The sequence below is a fragment of the Akkermansia muciniphila genome, assembly GCF_030848305.1.
In the GTDB taxonomy this organism is placed as follows: Bacteria; Verrucomicrobiota; Verrucomicrobiia; order Verrucomicrobiales; family Akkermansiaceae; genus Akkermansia; species Akkermansia muciniphila_A.
In genome coordinates, this window is sequence record NZ_CP114598.1 from 2,526,201 (window position 1) to 2,546,210 (window position 20,010).

Sequence of the window (20,010 nt, forward strand, 5' to 3'; positions counted from 1 at the left end):
GGATTAACGGCCCAACAGGGAAGTCCTGGTGTACAGCGGGTAAACGGGAATGCCGCGTTCCTCAATCGCCTGGCGTCCGCCTTCCTCGCGGTCCAGCAGCACCAGGGCGGCGGCAACCCTGCCCCCTTCCGCCTCAATGGCGTCAATAGCCTTCAATGTGGAGCCGCCCGTCGTGATGACGTCATCCACCACGACCACGGTATCCCCGGCCTGGAAATTGCCTTCAATGCGGCGGCCGCGTCCATGGTCCTTCGGCTCCTTGCGCACGGTGAACACCTGAAGCTTCTTTTCCGCCCCTTCCAGAGCGCTGGTCATGCCGACGGCCAGGGAAATAGGGTCCGCCCCCATGGTCATGCCGCCGATGGCAGCCACCTCCGGGAAACGGGGCAGAATATCCTCCTTCACCAGCTTCCAGCCCAGAGCGCCCACCAGGGTGGCCCCTACGGGGTCCAGGGCTGTCATGCGGCAGTCCACATACAAGTCGGACACCTTGCCGGAAGCCAGCGTAAAGGTTCCCGTACGCACGGATTTTTCCAGAAGAATGCTTTTAAGAAGATCGTATTGTTCGCTCATGAAAATAGGGATGAATGAAGTGGTCCGCCGTATATAACAGATACCCTTGGAATAAGCAACGGATAACAGCATGCAAATCTTGACAAAAAGGAGGACAGGCCCCATAACCTGCCTGTCATTTTCCCGTTCCCATGAAATCCGGCATATTGACGCTAGTTTCTATCAGTTCCGCTCTTGTTTCCTGCACATCGTACGAGAGGCCCCCGCTGTTTGACCAAATCGCCGGGAAAATCCAGGGCGTGTCCGGGCGGGACGATTACCTGTCCGGGGTGGGCTCTACCTCCGGCGTCAACACGGACCTGCCTCCGGAAGCCCGTCTGGGCCAGGGATATTGGGACCTGCCGGCGGGCACCCAGGGGGAAAAGCACATCATCATTGACCTCAAGCAGCAGAAAGTCTTCTACTACGTGGGAACCACGCTCGTGGGCGTTTCCCCCATGTCTTCCGGCAAGGAAGGCTACGGCACTCCCAGGGGAACGTACAAAATCATCCAGAAAGACGCCAACTACAAATCCGGCACCTACGGCGTTCTGCGCAGCAAGGCTACCGGAGCCGTCGTCAACGGGGATTACAACGCCAGGTCTGGCGGAGCGCCGGCAGGCACCTACTTCGACCCCGCCCCCATGCCCTACTGGATGCGGATTACGGGGGGCTACGGCATGCACGTGGGGTTTGTCACCGGATATCCGGTCAGCCACGGATGCGTGCGCCTGCCGGAGGACATGGCCAAGACCTTCTTTGAGCATACCCCCGTCGGCACCAGGGTCACCATCCGTTAGCCGCTTCCCGTGCGGCGTCGCGCCGCAGGAAGGCCCTGTTCTTACGGGACCCGGCATGTTTCGTATTCCCGCCGTCCGGAAGCTTCCCGGGGTGGTAGCCTCCCCCGTCTCATGGCGCAGCTTCCTCACTCCGGCATTGACAAACGGCCTCGAACCTTTTTGAATATACGGGATCTTTGACCTCTTGATTCGTCATGACAATCCCTCCTCCCCCTGCCCTCCCGCCACATTTCAACATAGGCGGCTACAGCATCACGGCGCTTGTAGAAAGCGGCCCGGACTATCATCTGTACCAGGCTCTTTCCCCGGAAGGCCATACGGTCCTGATACGCGAATTCTGCCCACGGGGCCTCGTCACGCGCGATCTGGCCAGCGGGGAACTGTCTGTCTCTCCGGGATATGAAGCCCAATACTCCCAGGCCTGGGAAGCTTTTGAAACCCAATACGCAGCCAATGCGCAAGGCAAATTCGGAGGGTTAGGCACCGTCCTGTTTCTTTACCCGTTTTCTCCGGCGCAGCCCCAGCCGGCTGTAGCGCATGCCCAGGCTCTCCGCCCCGCCCAAAAACCTCAGCAACCGCAACTGCGGAAACCCGTAGCCGGCGCCCCCATCCCCGGAGCGCCGCTGCCGCGGGTAAAGCGCTCCGGAGGGTTCCCGGTCATCACAGTGATTGTGACCGGGATGCTTGCCCTCTTTGGATTTCTGGGCTACCAGATACTCAAGGATAAAAAGGAACCCGTCGCCAAATCCGTTACCGTGCCGGTAGCGGCTCCGCCCAAGCCCAAACCCAAGCCCGCTCCTCCTGCTCCGGAGCCCGTGGTGGTCGCTCCCGAACCGGAACCCGTAGTGGTCGCCCCCGAACCTGAACCGGAACCCGAACCGGAACCGCCTGCTCCCGACCTTTCCCCCTCCCCGGAAGTCATTGCCATGGAAAAGGCTTTACGGGAGGAAGCTATCGCGTCCAAGGGGAAATTTTCTGAAAAACTGCTGAACAAATATCCCCATTACGCGGAAGCCTACGTGCGCGACTACGTAAAAAAACGCGGAGGCAGTTTTTCTCCGGATTTTGAAAAATGGCTGAAAAACACGAAAAACAACCGTGAAGTCTTCGCCATGTTCTTCCCGCCGGACCCCAGCGTCGCCACCAATGTGGCGTTCATGATTGATGAACTGGGCCTGGAAATGACGGAAAAATATGACCAGCTCGTTCTGGCGTTCGCGGTGGGACGCCGCGAATTCGGCATGGGGGCCTTCGACCTCACCCATCAGGGCCGCTACGTTGACGCCCTGGGCAAGCTGGAAGGCCTCAGATCCTCCGGAGTCATGCCCCCGCCAGCGGACCTGTACTGCGCCGGGAAACCGCCCGTCAACTGGTATGGGAACGCCCCCCGCACCGTGGATGAGGAATGCTACAAAAAGGTGGAAGCTTATCTGGACCGCAAAAAAATCACCCCAAAGCAGGCCTGGCTCAAAAAATACCCCACCGTATCGGAAATCGGGGATTCCGCCATTACGGAAGACAACCTGGCCGGATTTCTGCATGAATACATGTACCGCCACGGCCAGCTGAGGCGCAAGAGGGACCCCTTCCCCACCCCGGTGGAATTCTTCTCCTACCTGGTGGATAAATATGAACATTGCGGCGATTTGCGCGACGTGGACCGCAAGCGTGTGGAATGGACCGGCGTTTCCCTGGAAGGAACGCCCTGGCCGGCCATGATGGCCCTTTCGGAAACGCGCCCCCTGCGTGAGTGCGACAGCGTGTGGGAACGCTACATGGGCCAGCGTGGGCCGACCCGCCTGTGGCTGTACGGCCCCTACCGGTCGGATGACGATAAAGAGCCGCCCATCCTGTTCAGCTTTGACCCGGATCCGGAATGGTCCCGGGAATCCAACGAACGCAAGCTTCATGAAGGCGGCGTGTGCGGCACCATGTCCCTTATCTCCCGCAATTCCCAGATCGCCCGCGGCATCCCCGCCGCCCCCGCCGGACAACCCGGCCACGGCAACCTGATGACCACCCACTTCACCGGCAACGGCTGCTGGCTGAGCGTGGGCCAGAGCGTGGACACCCTGAAAGCCACCACGGGATTCTGGTACTTCCGGGATTCCAGCGCGCCGCGCACCGGCAATGCGGAATACCATTCCGGACTGGCCCTGTCCATGAACCTCGACTATGAAAAGTTCATTGACAGCCGCTTCGCCATGAACATTTACAAACTGGCGGGCGCCGGCTCCTCCCCGGAAGAGGCGGCCGACCCCTCCGGCACGCTTCCCAAGGCATTCACGCAGACCGCCATGAGAACTGTGCTCAAAGCCAACCCGTTCTATACGGAAGCCTGGTACACCCTCTTCAAGCAGGAGCCCCAGGACCTCATGGGAGCCACCAAGATGGTGGATGAAGTGAGGGAGGCCCTGCCGGACGGCATGGGCATCAGGAAACTCTGGAAAACGCGCAAATACGTTCCCTCCGTAGGCCGTGGCGACAAAAACGGCAAAGACATGCTGGCCAACCACACCAAGGAATACGTCAACGTACTCTGCTCCGTGATTCTTGAAAACGCCCTGAAGCAGGAATATGATTACAAAACCTTCCAGTGGACCGAACTCATGTCCTGGCTCAAATCCGAATCCAAGCGCAACTCCTACCCGGAACCCCAGGCCGCCTATCAGATCGCGTACGCCAAGGCGCAGGGCACGGACAGGCTTAAAAGGACGGTGGACAGAGGGTTCAAGAAAGCCGCCAGCTTCTACCGGGATGAAAACAATGCGCTGAACGCGCCCAAGGATGTGGACCAGGAAGAAATGTCCTTCTCCCTGGACGCCCTGTGCCAGGCCCTGCCCAAGGAAGAACTGATCCCGTGGATGAAAAACATGGTGGACACCTGCCCGGACGGCTTCAAGTATAAGCCCAAGAATAAAAAGGAAACGAAAATCCACCCCTTCTACGACACCCTGACGAAAAACTACATGTCCCTGGCTGACGAATCGGAAAAATCCCGCGTCAAGACGGAGATGAAAGACGCTTCCGACAGGATTCTGGAGCTTTCCCAGAAAAAGAAGGGAGACGGGGAATCATCCTCCGGACGCCGCCGGAGACGCTAATCCCCCCCGCCGCCCCAGTTGCACCTTTACGTCCACATTCCCTTCTGTCACCGCATCTGTCCGTACTGTGCCTTCTTCAAGCACACCCCGGCGTCCACGGACATGAAACTTTTCATCCGTGCGCTGGGGCGGGAAGCGGAATCCCGCGCCGCGGCCCTGTCCATGAGCCGCGGAGGGGAAACAGCCACCCTTTACTTTGGAGGAGGGACGCCCTCCATGCTCTCGGACACGCATCTGGGGCGTCTCATGGAAACCCTGGACCGTCTCGTGCCCGTGGACAGGCTGGATGAATTCTCCTTTGAGGCCAACCCCGCCACCTTTACGGAAAAAAAAGTGCGCTTCTGGCGCAGCCTGGGCATGAACCGGGTTTCCCTGGGCGTGCAGTCCCTGGATTCCGGCATCCTGCGTCTGCTGGGGCGCGAACATACCCCGTCCCAGGCGCTGCGCTCCGTGGAAATGCTGAAAAATGCGGGAATGCCCCATATCAACATGGATCTCATGTTCGCCATTCCGGGGCAAACCCTCTCCATATGGGAAGCCTCCCTGAAAGAGGCTGTCCGCGCCGGCACGGACCATATCTCCGCCTACAACCTCACCTATGAAGAAGACACGGAATTCTTCCGGAGCCTGCTTCGGGGGGAAAAAAGGCAGGATCCGGATGAAGACGCCGCCTTCTTTGAACTGGCGGAACATGTGCTGGAGGCGGCGGGCATGCGCCACTATGAAACGTCCAACTACGCCCGGGAAGGCTGCCAATCCCCTCACAATATGGCCTACTGGAAGGGAGAGGACTATGTGGGCATAGGCCCCGGCGCGGTCAGCACCATCAACGGCATGCGGTACTCCAACACGCGGGACACGGACGCCTACATACGCAGCACGCTGGAAAACGGCCTCCCCCTTTCCGAACAGGAACCCGTCACCGCGGAAGACTACCGCCTGGAACGCATTGCCCTGATGCTCCGGACGGATGAAGGATTGCCGCTGAAATACATTCTGCCGGAATCCCGCCCTCTGCTGGAACAATACCGGGAACTGGGCCTGGCGGACATTTCACCGGAACAAAGGCTCATCCTGAAAGGCCGCGGCCGCCTGCTCGTGGACGCCATCGCGGCGGAACTGTGCTGAAAGCAAATTTTCCCTCCTTTAGAGTTCAGCTGCCTCCGGAATCCGGCAGGAACCGGGCGCAGAAACAGCCGGGCACGGGCCATCTACAGACATCCCTGTGGAACGTAATACACAATAACAGCCGCGTATTTAATCAATCTGGAACTGGTGCGCCATTTTTTTCAACCACCAGTCCCGGTGCCGCATTTCATCCCTGCTGCGCTCCAGTTCCCGGAGTTCGCTGCCCCGCAGCCCTCCCTTCATGTACCGCTCATCCAGCTTGCGCGCCTCCATCCGCGTATCCTTCCTCAGGGCCTTGTAAAACTGGGCCCCCGTGACCAGGCCGCCGGCGGCTCCGCTCCGGCCCACCAGATTCATGTAAAGTTTCCTCAACCTGTTGTAATCCTCCACCACCCGGTTGTATTGCAAGGCGGCGTACTGGTAGCGTTCCTTCCAGTCTTCCGCTCCCGGATTGATCAGCCGGTCCTCTACGGAGCCGGGTTCCGGCGCGGGTTCGGGAGGAACCTGGCCGCCGGAAGGCAGCGGCGTAAGCGGCGGAGGCTGGGGAACGGGCCTGCGGCTTGTCCTGGGGACACCGCCGACCGTCACGGAAAGGGGGGACCGTTCCTTCAGCAGGGCATCCACGCGCGCCTGTTCCAGCGTTTCCAGCAGATGGGCGCGCTCTTTCTGCAGGGAGGCATTAGAATCACGCTCTTCAGAAAGGGATTGTTTCAGCGACCGCATGCCGCCGGACATTTCCGAGTAAACCAGCGCATACGCCCCAATGCACCCCAGCAGAAAACCCAGGCCCAGCAAGATTCCCCTTTCCCGCCACGGTCCGGGGCTGCGTTCCGGAGCCGGTTCCGGAACATCCGGCTCCGGCTCATGGGAAACAGTCAGGTAGTGTTCCAAGGGGCCCTCGTCAGGCATGGGCTGATTCAGGGTTGGGACGGGAGAAACGTCGGTTCAGGCCTGTTCCGGACGGATGCAGTCCGCGCCGAAATACGGCACAAGCGCTTCCGGAATCCGTATGGAGCCGTCCGGCTGCTGGTAGGTTTCCAGAAGGGCCACGTACAGCCGCGGCAGAGCCGTTCCGGAACCGTTCAGGGTGTGGCAGAACTGGTTCCTGCCGTCGGCATCCTTGTAACGCAGGCGCATGCGGCGCGCCTGGTAGTCCGTAAAGCAGGAGCAGGAGGAAACTTCCAGATACTGACCCTGTCCCGGAGCCCATACTTCAATATCATACGTCTTGGCGGAGGAAAAGCCGAGGTCGCCCGTGCAAAGTTCAATCACGCGGTAGTGAAGCCCCAGCTTCTGAAGAATGGATTCCGCATGGCCGCGGAGCACTTCCAGCTCCCGGAACGAGTCTTCCGGCTTCAAAATCTGCACCAGTTCCACCTTGTCAAACTGGTGGACGCGGATCATGCCGCGGTTGATGCGGCCGGCGCTTCCGGCTTCCCGGCGGAAGCAGGGCGTGTACGCGGCCATCTTGATGGGCAGGTCGCTTTCCTGTAAAATGGTATCCCGGTACAGGTTGGTGACCGGAACTTCCGCCGTGGGGATCAGGAACATCTGCTGGTCTTCCGTGCCGTACATGTCTTCCTCAAATTTGGGAAGCTGGCCGGTGCCTTCCATGCACTCCCTCTTCACCACAAACGGAACGCCCACTTCCTGATAACCGTTTTCCACGGTCTGCGTATTCAGCAGGAAGTTGATCAGGGCGCGTTCCAGACGGGCGCCCGCCCCGCGGTACACCACAAAACCGGAGCCCGTAATCCGCGCGCCGTCTTCAAAGGAAATCATGCCCAGATTCGCGGCCAGTTCCACATGGTCTTTCGGGTTTTCAATAGCGGGCTTTTCTCCCCACAGCTTGATTTCCGGGTTGGCCGTTTCATCCGCGCCCACAGGGCATTCCAGATGCGGCAGGTTGGGAATGTTCATCAGCAGGGAGTTGAGCTGGGCCGCATTTTCCTCCGCGACACGGTCCAGTTCCCGGATGCGGTCCCCGATTTCGCGCACGCGCGCTTCAATGGAGGACGTGTCTTCCCCCTTCTTTTTGAGCATGCCGATCTGCTTGGAGGTGGCATTGCGCTCGGACTGCAAGGCCTGCTTTTCCGTTTCGGCATTGCGGCGCGCCTCATCGCAGGCCAGAACGTCATCAACAAGCTTCCACGCGTCGCCGTTGCGGGGCTTTAACCGCGCTTTCACTTCTTCCGGATTTTCTCGTATTACACGGATGTCGAGCATAACGCGCACAGATTGCACTCCATCCCCCCGCCACGCAAGCCAAATGAACGGCCCTTCATGGAAAAACTGCACATGCCATAACGTGCCTTTGGGGTCGGAGCGCCGCGGTTATTGTGGAAAATTCAGATGAAAGGCATCAAGATTGCCGTCATCTGTGACTGGCCGGGAAACTCTTCCTCCCTTCCCAAGCCGCCGTTTTTGAAAAACGGCGGCTTTTTTACGCCATCTTTCCCCGTAAGAAAAACTTCCCGGACCTGCCCCCGCTGCCGCTCCAAGGATTCCTCGGAATACATCAACCGGGCAGAGGGGCGGGGCAGGTTCACCTGCCCCAGCGTTCCGTAATGCCGCCGTAGGAGTCTATGCGGCGGTCGCGGAAGAAGGGCCAGATGCGGCGGTGGTCTTCCAGCGCGTCCAGATCCAGGTCCGCGTACAGGATGGTTTCATCGCTGACGGGGGCCTTCGCGATTACCTGTCCATAATAGTCCGCCACAAAGGACTGCCCCCAGAATTCGCTTTCCCCTTCCGTCCCCACGCGGTTGACGGCGCAGACGTAGCAGCCGTTGGCCACGGCGTGGCCGCGCTGCACGGTTTCCCACGCGCAGTGCTGCTGTTCCCCCAGCAGGGGCTTTTCCTCCGGCAGCCAGCCGATGGCCGTGGGGTAGAAAATGATTTCCGCCCCCTGCATGGCCGTCAGACGGGCGGCTTCCGGGTACCACTGGTCCCAGCAGATGAGCACGCCGATGCGGCCGAATCTGGTGTCGAACGCCTTGTAGCCCAGGTCGCCGGGGGTGAAGTAGAATTTTTCTTCAAAGCCGGGGTCCTGCGGAATGTGCATTTTGCGGTACATGCCCAGAAACGAGCCGTCCGCATCCACCACCCAGGCGGTATTATGGTAAAGCCCGGTAGCGCGCTTTTCAAAACCGGAGGCCACAATCACCACGCCCAGTTCCGCCGCCAGTTTCCGGTGGGCTTCCGTCAATTCCCCGGGAACAGGTTCCGCCAGGTTAAATAAATCGCATTCCTCCGTCCTGCAAAAGTATTCCGTAGTAAAAAGTTCCTGGGTGCAAACGATCTGCGCGCCGTTGGCGGCGGCTTCACGGATGGCGGCTTCCGTCTTCTCCTTGTTTACGGAAGGCCGGGCATCTGCGGACAGTTGAATGAGTGCAATTTTCGGCATGCCCCTTCCTTACCCCGTTTCCCTGCCCATTCCAAGCAGGGAAAATGAACGCGGCGCGATTATTTGGTGGAAAACGGCCCGGAAAGTGCTATGAAATTGCAATATGGAACCCGCCACCCCCACTCTGCCCGACGACGACGTAGCCGCCATTGACCGCCTCGGCGCCATTTACAAGGAGCTTTCCTCGGAATTGAGCAAAATGATCATTGGCCAGCAGCGCGTCGTGGAGCTGCTGAGCATCGCCCTGTTTTCCCGCGGCCATGCCCTCCTGATGGGCGTTCCGGGCCTGGCGAAGACGCTGCTGGTCAGCTCCGTGGCAAAAACGCTGGACCTCAGTTTCAACCGCATCCAGTTCACGCCGGACCTGATGCCCGCGGACATTACCGGCACGGACATCATTCAGGACGATTCCGCCGGCGGCAAGCGCCAGTTCGAGTTCATCAAGGGCCCCGTGTTCGCCAACATCGTGCTGGCGGACGAAATCAACCGCGCCCCCGCCAAAACCCAGTCCGCCCTGCTGGAGGCCATGCAGGAGCGCCGCGTCACCGTCATGGGCCGCACCTTCACCCTGCTGCCTCCCTTCTTCGTGCTCGCCACCCAGAACCCCATTGAGCAGGAAGGCACCTACCCCCTGCCGGAAGCCCAGCTGGACCGCTTCATGTTCCTGATTGAAGTGGATTACCCCACGGAGGAGGAGGAAATGCGCATCGCCCGGGAAACCACCGGAACCCGGAGCGAGGAGCTCAGGCACATCCTTTCCGGGGAGGAAATCCTCTTTTACCAGGATCTGGTGCGCCGCGTTCCCGTTCCGGAGCATATTTACGAGTATGCCGTGAAACTGGTGCGCGCCACCCGCCCCACCCTGGCAACTTCCCCGGAATGGGTAAAGCAGTATGTGGCCTGGGGCGCAGGCCCCCGCGCCGTCCAGTTCCTGATTCTCGGGGCCAAGACCCGCGCCGCTCTCCAGGGCAGCTACATCGTCCGCAGGGAAGACATAGACGCCATTGTGGAACCCGTGCTGATGCACCGCGTGGTCACCAACTTCGCCGCGGAATCCCAGGGCATCACGCCCCGTAAGGCCGTGGCGCGCCTGGCGGCGGAAATCTGACCGCCGTCCCGGCATCCTCCATTCCCTTTCCCTGCCCCATGAAATACCTGAATCACAACCTGCTCAGCCGCCTGGGGAACCTTCCCCTGGAAGCGCGCCACAGCATGACGGGGAACGTATCCGGCCGCCACAGAAGCGCCAGCCGCGGCTCCTCCGTGGAGTTTGCGGAGTACCGCAAATACGTGGCCGGAGACGATACGCGCCGTCTGGACTGGAAAGCGTATGCCCGGTCGGACAGGTATTACATCAAGGAGTTTGAAGCGGATACCAACCTGCGCGCCTACATCGTCATGGATCTTTCCGGCTCCATGAATTATCATCCGGAGCAGGTGGAAACCAAGTACATGCGCGCGTGCAGGCTGGCGGCCAACCTGGCTTACATCGCCATCCGGCAGGGAGACGCCGTGGGGCTGAGTTTTGCCCGGCAGACGAAGGACGGCGCCACGCTGCACATCCCCGCCTCCCGCCGCCCCGCCCACCTGAACGTGCTCATCAGCCAGATGGACACGCATTACCCTAAAGGGGAAACCGTCCTTCCCGATACCCTGCATGAACTGGCGGAACGCGTCGGCCGCCGCGCCCTGGTGCTGATTTTTTCAGACCTGTTCACAGATACGGCGGAGCTTAAAAACGCCCTCCGCCACCTCCATTTCCGCAAGCATGACGTCGCCGTCTTCCATCTGGTGGACCAGCAGGAAATAGATTTTGACTTTGACCGCCCCATCCGCTTCGTGGACATGGAAGGCGGCGGCTCCCTGATTACGGAGCCGGACCTTATCGCGGACGAGTACCGGGCGATCGTGGCCAATTATCTGGAGGAAACGCGCCGGATCTGCACGGATATCAACGCGGACTACCGCCTGGTCAGAACCGGAGATTCCCTGGAAGACGTGCTGACCGGCTTCCTGATGGGACGGCAGAAAAAGAAAACGGCCGGATAAAAGCCCGGCTGTCTCACGGAACGGTTGATTGCCCCGCGGAACGGATGCAGGATGCCCGTGCGCTCCCCGGATTTGCAGGCAGCGTCCGTTTTCATCTCTTTCCCTCTTTTTTCCATCGTGGACGTACCCGTTAAAATGATCGTGGGCCTGGGCAACCCGGGCAGAACCTATGAAGACACCCGCCATAACGCGGGGTTCATGGTGCTTGACCGCCTGGCCGCCCGGTGGGGCGCCGCGTTCAAGGCGGACAGGCAGCGCAAGTGCGAGGCGGCGGCCGGCCCCGGCGTTCTGCTGGTGAAGCCCTCCACATTCATGAATGAATCCGGCCTGTGCGTGGGCCCCATGATGCGGTTCTTCAAACTGGACCCCCGCAGCGTGTTCGTCATCCATGATGAAGTGGATTTCCCCCTGGGCGTGATGAAACTGCGGGAAAAAGGCTCCGCAGGCGGCCATAACGGCATGAAATCCCTCATCGCCCACATGGGCACCCAGGAATTCCCGCGCCTCCGTTTCGGCATCGGCCAGCCCCGGGGCAAAGGGGAAATGACAGGGCACGTGCTGGGCAAGTTCCGCCCGGAGGAACGCGAGCTTCTGGACGTGACGCTTGCCAAGGCGGCGGACGCCGTCCTGTACGCCATGGAACACGGCATCACCAGGGCAGGCAACATTTTCAACGCCGTTCAAGGCTGACCGCCGCATGAAAGGCCGCTCCCGCCTGCGCCATGGCGCATGCCTTCTTTTTTCGCCCGCCCTTCATGTACGGTATTGCTAAACAAACGGGAATCCGTTAGGATTTTCGCACGTTTTCCCTTTCCTCGGGATTAATCCTGCTTCATCTTCATGGCTGAATTAAGTTCACAAGCTCCCCGCAGGCACATGCAGGCCAACAAAAGGCGGAACCCCAAGGCAAAGCCCAGGGAACGATTCTGGAGCTTTATCCGGAAGCTGGCTCTGTGGTGCCTGGTGATGGCGGTTATCGGCGCGGCCGTGGGATACTTCGGGTTCATGATGGCCTGGAAACGCTATGACAACTGGGCGGCGGAATTTGACCTGGAACGCATCAATGACCTGGAAAAGCCCAGCATTATTTATGACCGGAACGGGGAGGAAATAGGCCGCATTTATGTGGAAAACCGCAGCTACGTCACGCTGGACAAAATCTCCCCCGCCATGATTAATGCGCTGATTGCCCAGGAAGATTCCCGCTTCCGGGAACATCCGGGTTATGACTTCCTGGGGATTCTGCGGGCAGGCCGGGAGTATATCCACAACAGCGGGGACGCCAACCAGGGAGCCTCCTCCATCACCCAGCAGCTTGCCAGAAATGCGTATGACCTGAAAAACCGGGCCAAAGCCAGGAATGAGGGCAGCTTTGGCCGCAAATTCGTGGAAATAGCGCTGGCGCGCCGCATTACGGAACGGTACAGCAAAGACCAGGTGCTGGAGTTTTACCTGAACCGCGTTTACTTCGGCAGCGGGTTTTACGGCATCCGCGCCGCTTCCCTGGGCTACTTCGGCAAAGAGCCGGCGGACCTGACCACGCGGGAGGCAGCCTCCATCGCCGCCCTGATCAAGAACCCGAACGGGCTTTCCCCCCTGAACAATCCGGCAAGCAACCTGAAATGGCGCAACCACGTGCTCAACCGCATGGCCAAAGAAAAATACATTACGCCGGATGAAGCGGAACGCCTCTCCGCCATGGACCTGGGGCTGAACCCCAAGCCGCTGAAACGCGGCGTCTCCCACATTTACGACCGCATTTCCTCAGAAATCACCGCATACCTGGGGGAGGAACGCGTCAATGCCGCCGGGCTTAAAATTTACACCACCATTGACAGGCAGCTTCAGGAAGTTACCGGAAAAGCCCTGGAACAGGCCCTGGAAAACGTTGAAAAACACCCGGACTACCGGCATCAGAAGGCCGCAGACTACCACAGCGGTTCCGCGAACAAGCCGCGTTATCTGGAAGGAGCGCTGCTGGTGGTGGACAACAAATCAGGCGCCGTCCTGGCCTACCACGGCGGCAGGGATTACACCAGGCGCCAGTATGACGCTATCAAGGATGGAGCCCGCCCCACCGGCACCGCAATCCTCCCCTTCCTGTACGCTACAGCCTTTGACACGGGAAAAAGCCCCGTCACCCGCATCCTGGACGATGCCATTGACAACCGTCTGACGGGCATCGGCGGCTCGGAAGGAATCCTGGGGGAATGGGGAGCGGAAAACTCCAAGAACCGTTATGAAGGCATGATTACCGCCCACCGCGGCCTGTCCGCCTCCAAAATTGCCGCCTCCCTGCGCATGGGGATGGACATGGGCACGTCACCGTTCGTCAAGAAGCTGACGGATTTCGGCATTCGCAAGCCCGTGAGGGAAGCGGGAAGCACGGAAGTCAATCCCATTTACCGCCCCAAGATTTTCGTGGGCACGGAACCCGCCTCCCTGAAAGAAATGACGCTGGCCTACACCGCCATCCCGAACGGAGGCTCCCGCCCCCAGGATATTTACTATCTGGACAGGATAGAAGATGAAGACGGCCAGCTGATCTGGGAATCCACCCAGGCGATTGAAACCAGAAACAATGCCCAGGTGCGGAAGGGGGCCACGTCCACCGCCACGGCTTTCCAGCTTCACAACATTCTGAATTCCTCCCTGAAAAACGGTTCAGCCCGGCGCGTGGCCCCGCATCTGCCGAAAAACTTCAAGGGCGGCGTGAAAACGGGCACCACGTACGACTTCGCGGACAACTGGCTGTTTGGCTATGACAGCCGCATTACCTGCGGCATCTGGGTAGGCTTCCTGGAAGGGAAAAAACCCATCTATCACGGAGCTTTCTCATCGGACACCTGCGCTTCCGTGCTGGGCGCCGCCATCACGGAAGCGGAACGCCTGTTCCCCGCCGGGGAGCTGCTCCCGCCCCCCAGCGTGGAAAGGGTGGAAATCTGCCTGACCACCGGGAAAAGGGCCACGCACAGCTGCTATGACATTGACCCGTCGGATAAAAAATACCGCCGCCACACCATATTCGAGTACCTCCGCAAGGGGGATTCCAGCCTGCCCTTCTGCGACCTCCACGGGGAGGACATTTCCGCGCCCGTTTCCACCTTCACGGCCCAGAACCGCATTCTTCCCCTGCCGCCCATCCTGCCCACCAGGCCCATCCTCCAGGGAGACGATCCCTACCGCACGGAGCTGAACCAGGTCCCGGCCAACCGCAGCTTTGAGCTGCTGGGGGCTGGCGAAAACGTGCCAGAAGCCCAAGCCCTTTCCGCAGATCCCGTTTCTCCGGACCATACGGATACGAGCATTACGCTCCCGGCGCCCAAACCCATTACCATTCCCGTCCCGGAATTCATCCACCTGTAACTTTTTCCCCTCATGCCCTCCCCATCCCAGGATACGGTAGCCTGCACATGCCCGTCATGCGGCAATCTTTTCGCCGTGAAGGCGTCTTTTCTGGGACGCCAGGTAAAATGCCCCATCTGCACCGCTTCAGTCACAGCCACTCCGGAAGAACAGCCCAACCCGGAAACGGAAGAACAGGATGCCGTCACGGCCGTCAAACGGGAAGAAGCGCATTCAGCATCCCCGGGCCGGATGCCTGAAGCCGCAGAAAAAGCGCCCGGAACTCCGGCTCCTGCCGCCGGGACGCCGCACCCCTCCACGAACGCCGCGCCGCGCGCGCCGCTTGTACCCAAGAAAAAGACGGACAAACGGGCCATTTCCGTTCACGCGCCTTCCCTTCCCGGTCCCGCCGGCCCCACCACAAAAATCCGCAAACGGAAAGAGGAAAACGCCGCTCCGGCCATCGCCGCTCCGCGCAGCGCCTCCCTGGCCCCGGAAGAGCCGGAATACCAGCCCACCGCCGCGGACATCGCGCGCAGCGAACGCCGGGCCACCTGGCATATCTGGCTTTTTGTCTCAGGGCTGATTCTGTTGCTTCTGGGCATGTTCATGTTCCTGCGCGGGAAGGATATGGAAGCGGCAAGTTCCAAAATCCTGAATATCTCAGACCGCTTTGTGGATCATGAAGCGCTTTTCTCGCAGGAAGTGAATAAAGACCTGCTGGAAAAATTGCAGCAGAGGGAACGGCAATACCGGCTCATAGCCCATTCCCGCAGGGAGGAAGACCGGAAAGCGGAATCCATTTCCCCCCATATCACGGCAGCCATGAATGAACTGGCCCTCTACTGCATGGCGGGCTCGGACGAAGAGAGGCTCAACCACGTCATGAATCCCGCCGCCGTGGCTCCCAAAATGGCCTATTGGGCCTCCTACGGACAATACAAGGACTATCTGCCCCAGGAAGCGGGCAGGAGCTCCAAGAACGGAGACCTGCTTCAGATTTCCGTGCTGATGGACGACAACATGATCCGCCCGGCGATTTTCCTGTATGACCGGGATTCCGGCAAATGGAAGCTGGACTGGGAAGCCTGGGAAGGCTATTCCCCCATGACTCCGGCGGAGCTGGAAGCTGAAAAACCCTCCTCCCCCGTCCCTGTCAGGATAACCCTGAGCATGTCCGGCATCTACCAGCCGCCCTTCCTGGAGGAATCCTCCGCGGAAAGCTACCGCAACGCGTCTTATCTCAATTTCTCCCTTGAGTTCCCCAACGGGGAACGCGTGAACGCATATGTGGACAGGTATTCCCCGCTGGCCCTGGAACTGATCAGGCTGCTTCACAACGGCCCCGTACGCGCCTGCGTGCTCATTCATTACCCGGCAGACCTGCCCGGCAACCGGGCCGTGCTGATTGACCGGCTCCTGTACTCCGGTTGGATGAGCGACGCCACCCGCAAGCTTCTTCCCACCAATAACTGAAAACCAAGAACCGGTTCCCGCTTTCCATGAGTTCCAAAGCATTAGCGCAAACACAGGATAAAGCCCTCCAACTCAACCTGGCTTCCACCATTTACGGCACCTTCGCGGAAATCGGCGCCGGACAGGAAACGGCCAACTGGTTTTTCCGGGCCTCCGGAGCCGCCGGAACAGTGGCCAAAACCATCTCCGCCTATGACATGACCGTCAGCGACACCCTGTACGGGCCGGTCAAGCGTTACGTTTCTGAAGAACGCCTCAAGGGCATGCTGGACTATGAGTTCAGCCAGCTCATCAACCGCCTGGGCCCCCAGCGCGGCAAAGACACCCGCTTCTTCGCCTTCTGCAATACGGTAAAAGTCAAGGGCTACCGGGACAACGGCCCCTGGCACGGCTGGATAGGGGTGCGCTTCCAGCTGAAACCGGAGGCAAAACCGTCCGACCTGATTATCCACGTCCGCCTGAACGACCCGGACCACGACCGCCAGATGAAGGACCTGGGCATTCTGGGCGTCAACATCCTGCACGCCGTCTTTTTCAAAAGGGACCGTCTGGAGGAATTCATTGAATCCCTGGTGGACAACCTGGATCCCCGGCTGGTGGAAATAGACGTCGTCCGTTTTGAGGGCCACGGCTTTTCCATGGTGGACAACCGCCTGTTCGCGCTCCAGCTTGTCCAATCCGGCCTGACGCCGGCCACCCTGTTCCTGGCAAACGGCCAGGTGGCCCAGGCGGCGGATGTGCTGTACAAGCGCCCCATCGTGCTGATGAGGGGCAGTTTCAACCCCGTCTGCAATCTGCATCTGGAAGTCATGGCCCAGGTGAAAAAAACCTTCCTCTCCCACATCAATGAGACGCAGGCGGACCGCTGCATGGAAATTTGCGAAATATCCATGAACAACCTGCTGCGCGGCGATGATGTGGACCACCTGGAATTCCTGGACCGGGCGGACAGCCTCAAGGCCCTCGGCAAAAACGTGCTGATTACCAAAATGGCCCGTTTCGACAACCTTTCCGGGCTGCTCGCGCGCTACACGCGGGAGCCCATTGCCATCGCCCTCTCCATCGGCCTGCTGAATGAGCTGTTCAAGGAAAAATGGACGGAGGATATTCCGGGCGGCATCCTGGAATCCTTCGGCCGCACCTTCCAGAACAAAACGCGCCTGTACGTCTCCCCGTGGCTCAACCGCAAATCCGGCGAATTCGTCACGGCACGCACCTTCCGCGCCCCGGAACAGTACGTGCACCTGTACCAGCACTTCCTGGCGAACGGCCTGGTGGTGGACGTCCCCTTCTTCAATGAATTCCTGCTGCGCCATACGCCGCGGGACATCCAGCGCATGATCGCCGCGGATGAAGACGTCTGGAAAACGCTGGTTCCCGAGGAAGCGCACCGTTCCGCCCTCCATTTCCGGTAACGTGTTTGAAAAAAAAGGGCTCCCGGCCTTTGGGAGTCGTTTTTCGGCAGCGGATTACATTCCGGTGCATGTCGGATTTCTCTCAATCGTGGTAAAAACAGGGAAAACGGCTCTGTCCTGGCTTGAAACAGACGATCATGGAAAAGTTCCAATTTTATTAAAAGGCTTTCCATGAAAAAATAACGTTGACTCCGGATATGTAAATCATCATATATAGCGTGGAAACGCAAATAGCGCGTTCCTGATCAACACTATTAATAATCATGAAAAAATCTCTCCTTCTTTCCATTCTTGCTCTCTCCCTAACGGGTATGGCTTCCGCCGCCTCGTTTATTTTTGAGGAAAGCCAATGGACATGGAATAACACCACCGGCACTCTGGATCTTGGAGAAGCCGCTCTGACTGGCCTTCAAGACTGGACGCTGAGCGCAACCATCTCCCTCAACGGTACAAGTGGAAATAATTGGGGAAGCACCTTGCTGGCCTCCGGAGCCAACCCCACAGCAGATTCCTTCCCGAACGGATTCCAGTTTTACATGTCCAACACCAATGGTCTGGTGACCAAAGGCATTCCCAGCAGTGACTCCGGAGGAGAGGCGACCTACGGCACTACAGCGTTTAAAACGGGTCTTATCACCATTGACATGGCCTACGATTCGTCTGCAAAATCCCTAACGTGGACCGTTTATACCCAAGGGGACAGCACGGAGGAAAAACTCCTGTATGCCACTGCTACCCGCACGGAGTTGAATTCTTTTTTCCAAAACGGTCAGATCACGCAGCTGAGTTCCATGTTAAACAAAGACAACAGTTCTCCCTCTGCTATTCAGTCCGTCTCCATCAATATTGTTCCCGAACCGGCTACAGCCGTTATGGGATTGTTAGGCATTGTTGTTCCGGCCATGCGCCGCAGGCGTCGTTCCTGACCGATGCCGACCAAGTTATGTAGAGGAAATCCAAATTTTCCTTATTCCATCCTTGGTATCCCGTCTCACGCTGCAGAAAACTGTCTCCCGTTCCGCCTCTCCCGAGGGGGACGGGATATTTTTTCCACAGCTCAGCCTGATCAGGAAAACTTAACAATTCCGTAAGATTGTCTTGCCATAAGGCGGGAATCTCATTAAGGTCTCCGAGTTCCATTTTTATCATGAATACCATTATTATCGGCTCCCAATGGGGCGACGAAGGCAAGGGCAAAATGATCGATTTCCTGACGGAATCCGCCGACGTGGTGGCACGCGGCCAGGGCGGCAACAACGCCGGCCATACCGTAATCGCCAATGGAAAGAAATACATTCTCCACCTGGTTCCCTCCGGCATCCTGTGGCCGGACAAGCTTTGCGTCATCGGTAATGGTGTGGTGCTGGACCCCATCGGCCTGGTGGAGGAAATCAAGGAACTCCGCGGCCAGGGCGTGACCATTACAAAAGACAATCTTCTCATCTCCGACCGCGCCCACGTCGTGCTCCCCTTCCACAAGGAAATGGACGCCGCCCAGGAATCCGCCCTCGGCAAAAAAGCCATCGGCACCACCAAGCGAGGCATCGGCCCCACTTACGCGGACAAGGCGCGCCGCATCGGCGTGCGCATGGCGGACATGAGGGACCCCGGGATTTTTGACGAAGTGCTGCGCCGCCGCATTAAGATGGCGAATGCGGAAATGGAACGCATGGGCCTTCCCGCCATGGATGAAGAAAAAATGGTGGCGGAAGTAAGCGCCGCCGCGGATGTGCTGCGCCCCCACATTACCAACACCATTCCGGTTATGCACGACGCCGTGGCCTCCGGAAAAAGCATTCTTTTCGAAGGGGCCCAGGGAGCTTACCTGGATGTGGACTTCGGCACCTACCCGTTCGTCACCTCCTCCAACACCTCTTCCGCCGGCGCCTGCACCGGCACGGGCGTTCCCCCGCACAAGATTGACCGCATCATCGGCGTCTGCAAGGCCTACACCACCCGCGTGGGGGCAGGCCCCTTCGTCACGGAGGATGAAGACATCTCCAACCATCTGCACAGCATGGGCCGCGAATTCGGCGCCACTACGGGCCGCCCCCGCCGCTGCGGCTGGGCTGACGGCGTGCTGCTGCGCTTCTCCGCCATGTTCAACGGTTTTGATGAAATGGCCATGACCAATCTGGACGGTTACGACAAGTGCCCGGAAATCAAAATCTGCACGGGCTACGATCTGGACGGGGAAATCCTGGCCTACCCGCCCGCCACGGTAGACGAATGGGAACGCTGCAAACCCGTGTATGAAACGGTGCCCGGCTGGATGCAGGATATTTCCGCCTGCCGTTCCTGGGAAGAAATTCCGGAACAGGCCAAACAATTCGTCAAGCGCATGAGCGAGCTCATCGGCTGCCCCGTCACGACCGTGGGCGTAGGCCCTGACCGCGAACAGACGATCGCCGTGCAATAAGCCTCGGCAAATCTTGATGATTTCCTTCAAAGCAGTCCCGCCATAACGTGCGGGACTGCTTTGTTATGTTCAGGGTAAAAAGACAAAACACGCATTTCAACGCTTTTTCCGCAACCATTTCTCCGCGGCAACGGACATATGGAAAATTTATTTTCCGCACCGCATCACTGCGTGAAACGCGGCAATGCCTTCAACAAGGCCTCCAGGATGGATGCAAACGGCATCCCTGCCGCTTCCAGATCAGGAAAAAAGAAATCATCCGCAACGGTCCGGCAGAAAACGCGGCGCAACAGGCCTGGGAAAACCAGGCGTGAGATTT

The 20,010-nt window shown here is 59.1% G+C and carries 15 protein-coding genes; 11 read left to right on the forward strand and 4 right to left on the reverse strand.

All coding sequences use genetic code 11. The annotated features are described in order from the left end of the window. Positions 1-3: 3 nt before the first annotated feature. Positions 4-573 carry an orotate phosphoribosyltransferase gene (gene pyrE, locus O4G22_RS10985; protein WP_022197655.1) on the reverse strand — a complete coding sequence of 190 codons (570 nt, stop codon included), beginning with the start codon at positions 571-573 and terminating at the stop codon, positions 4-6. A gap of 131 nt (positions 574-704) precedes the next feature. On the opposite strand from pyrE, the gene O4G22_RS10990 reads away from it, so the two are divergent. The 3 genes from O4G22_RS10990 to hemW all read left to right on the forward strand — a co-directional run bounded on the left by O4G22_RS10990 (position 705) and on the right by hemW (position 5,584). Beyond that, the gene (locus O4G22_RS10990) at positions 705-1,352 is read left to right on the forward strand and encodes a L,D-transpeptidase (RefSeq protein ID WP_290488566.1); all 648 of its coding nucleotides are present in this window, start codon (positions 705-707) and stop codon (positions 1,350-1,352) included. Positions 1,353-1,546: 194 nt separating this feature from the next. Further along, positions 1,547-4,456, forward strand: a complete 2,910-nt coding sequence (locus tag O4G22_RS10995; RefSeq protein ID WP_306701789.1) for a hypothetical protein — start codon at positions 1,547-1,549, stop codon at positions 4,454-4,456. Between the two features lie 18 nt (positions 4,457-4,474). Beyond that, the gene (gene hemW, locus O4G22_RS11000) at positions 4,475-5,584 is read left to right on the forward strand and encodes a radical SAM family heme chaperone HemW (RefSeq protein ID WP_306701790.1); all 1,110 of its coding nucleotides are present in this window, start codon (positions 4,475-4,477) and stop codon (positions 5,582-5,584) included. A 129-nt stretch (positions 5,585-5,713) separates the two neighbouring features. Here the strand turns inward: hemW and O4G22_RS11005 are convergent, their stop codons facing one another. From O4G22_RS11005 to O4G22_RS11015, 3 genes are all read right to left on the reverse strand, one after another. Beyond that, a complete protein-coding gene (locus tag O4G22_RS11005; RefSeq protein WP_306701791.1) occupies positions 5,714-6,493 on the reverse strand; it encodes a hypothetical protein in 780 nt (259 codons plus the stop codon). Between the two features lie 36 nt (positions 6,494-6,529). Continuing rightward, positions 6,530-7,810: a serine--tRNA ligase gene (gene serS / locus O4G22_RS11010; protein ID WP_306701792.1), complete on the reverse strand. Its 1,281-nt coding sequence runs from the start codon at positions 7,808-7,810 to the stop codon at positions 6,530-6,532. A 319-nt stretch (positions 7,811-8,129) separates the two neighbouring features. Next, positions 8,130-8,987: a carbon-nitrogen hydrolase gene (locus O4G22_RS11015; RefSeq protein ID WP_290488570.1), complete on the reverse strand. Its 858-nt coding sequence runs from the start codon at positions 8,985-8,987 to the stop codon at positions 8,130-8,132. A gap of 103 nt (positions 8,988-9,090) precedes the next feature. Between O4G22_RS11015 and O4G22_RS11020 the strand changes: the two genes are divergently transcribed. From O4G22_RS11020 to O4G22_RS11055, 8 genes are all read left to right on the forward strand, one after another. Beyond that, the gene (locus tag O4G22_RS11020) at positions 9,091-10,095 is read left to right on the forward strand and encodes an AAA family ATPase (protein ID WP_094136184.1); all 1,005 of its coding nucleotides are present in this window, start codon (positions 9,091-9,093) and stop codon (positions 10,093-10,095) included. Positions 10,096-10,133: 38 nt separating this feature from the next. Then, positions 10,134-11,036: a DUF58 domain-containing protein gene (locus O4G22_RS11025; protein WP_290488571.1), complete on the forward strand. Its 903-nt coding sequence runs from the start codon at positions 10,134-10,136 to the stop codon at positions 11,034-11,036. 117 nt (positions 11,037-11,153) lie between these two features. Beyond that, entirely contained in the window at positions 11,154-11,726 is a 573-nt protein-coding gene (gene pth / locus O4G22_RS11030; protein ID WP_094136216.1) for an aminoacyl-tRNA hydrolase, read from the forward strand. Positions 11,727-11,876: 150 nt separating this feature from the next. Then, positions 11,877-14,402 carry a transglycosylase domain-containing protein gene (locus tag O4G22_RS11035; RefSeq protein WP_297546316.1) on the forward strand — a complete coding sequence of 842 codons (2,526 nt, stop codon included), beginning with the start codon at positions 11,877-11,879 and terminating at the stop codon, positions 14,400-14,402. 12 nt (positions 14,403-14,414) lie between these two features. Then, the gene (locus tag O4G22_RS11040; RefSeq protein ID WP_297546319.1) at positions 14,415-15,857 is read left to right on the forward strand and encodes a hypothetical protein; all 1,443 of its coding nucleotides are present in this window, start codon (positions 14,415-14,417) and stop codon (positions 15,855-15,857) included. 26 nt (positions 15,858-15,883) lie between these two features. Further along, on the forward strand, positions 15,884-17,272 hold the full coding sequence (locus O4G22_RS11045; RefSeq protein WP_295980452.1) for a TonB-dependent receptor: 1,389 nt from the start codon (positions 15,884-15,886) through the stop codon (positions 17,270-17,272). A 263-nt stretch (positions 17,273-17,535) separates the two neighbouring features. After that, the gene (locus O4G22_RS11050) at positions 17,536-18,198 is read left to right on the forward strand and encodes a hypothetical protein (RefSeq protein ID WP_297546322.1); all 663 of its coding nucleotides are present in this window, start codon (positions 17,536-17,538) and stop codon (positions 18,196-18,198) included. A gap of 221 nt (positions 18,199-18,419) precedes the next feature. Then, positions 18,420-19,691 carry an adenylosuccinate synthase gene (locus tag O4G22_RS11055; RefSeq protein ID WP_297546324.1) on the forward strand — a complete coding sequence of 424 codons (1,272 nt, stop codon included), beginning with the start codon at positions 18,420-18,422 and terminating at the stop codon, positions 19,689-19,691. Positions 19,692-20,010 lie beyond the last annotated feature (319 nt).

Excerpts from the sequence above, each read along its gene's own strand:
- O4G22_RS11040 (WP_297546319.1), top strand. The coding sequence starts at position 14,415 with ATGCCCTCCCCATCCCAGGATACGGTAGCCTGCACATGCCCGTCATGC.
- O4G22_RS11005 (WP_306701791.1), bottom strand. The coding sequence starts at position 6,493 with ATGCCTGACGAGGGCCCCTTGGAACACTACCTGACTGTTTCCCATGAG.
- O4G22_RS11035 (WP_297546316.1), top strand. The coding sequence starts at position 11,877 with ATGGCTGAATTAAGTTCACAAGCTCCCCGCAGGCACATGCAGGCCAAC.
- O4G22_RS10990 (WP_290488566.1), top strand. The coding sequence starts at position 705 with ATGAAATCCGGCATATTGACGCTAGTTTCTATCAGTTCCGCTCTTGTT.
- O4G22_RS10995 (WP_306701789.1), top strand. The coding sequence starts at position 1,547 with ATGACAATCCCTCCTCCCCCTGCCCTCCCGCCACATTTCAACATAGGC.
- O4G22_RS11025 (WP_290488571.1), top strand. The coding sequence starts at position 10,134 with ATGAAATACCTGAATCACAACCTGCTCAGCCGCCTGGGGAACCTTCCC.
- O4G22_RS11055 (WP_297546324.1), top strand. The coding sequence starts at position 18,420 with ATGAATACCATTATTATCGGCTCCCAATGGGGCGACGAAGGCAAGGGC.
- O4G22_RS11020 (WP_094136184.1), top strand. The coding sequence starts at position 9,091 with ATGGAACCCGCCACCCCCACTCTGCCCGACGACGACGTAGCCGCCATT.
- serS (WP_306701792.1), bottom strand. The coding sequence starts at position 7,810 with ATGCTCGACATCCGTGTAATACGAGAAAATCCGGAAGAAGTGAAAGCG.
- pyrE (WP_022197655.1), bottom strand. The coding sequence starts at position 573 with ATGAGCGAACAATACGATCTTCTTAAAAGCATTCTTCTGGAAAAATCC.
- O4G22_RS11045 (WP_295980452.1), top strand. The coding sequence starts at position 15,884 with ATGAGTTCCAAAGCATTAGCGCAAACACAGGATAAAGCCCTCCAACTC.
- O4G22_RS11015 (WP_290488570.1), bottom strand. The coding sequence starts at position 8,987 with ATGCCGAAAATTGCACTCATTCAACTGTCCGCAGATGCCCGGCCTTCC.
- O4G22_RS11050 (WP_297546322.1), top strand. The coding sequence starts at position 17,536 with ATGAAAAAATCTCTCCTTCTTTCCATTCTTGCTCTCTCCCTAACGGGT.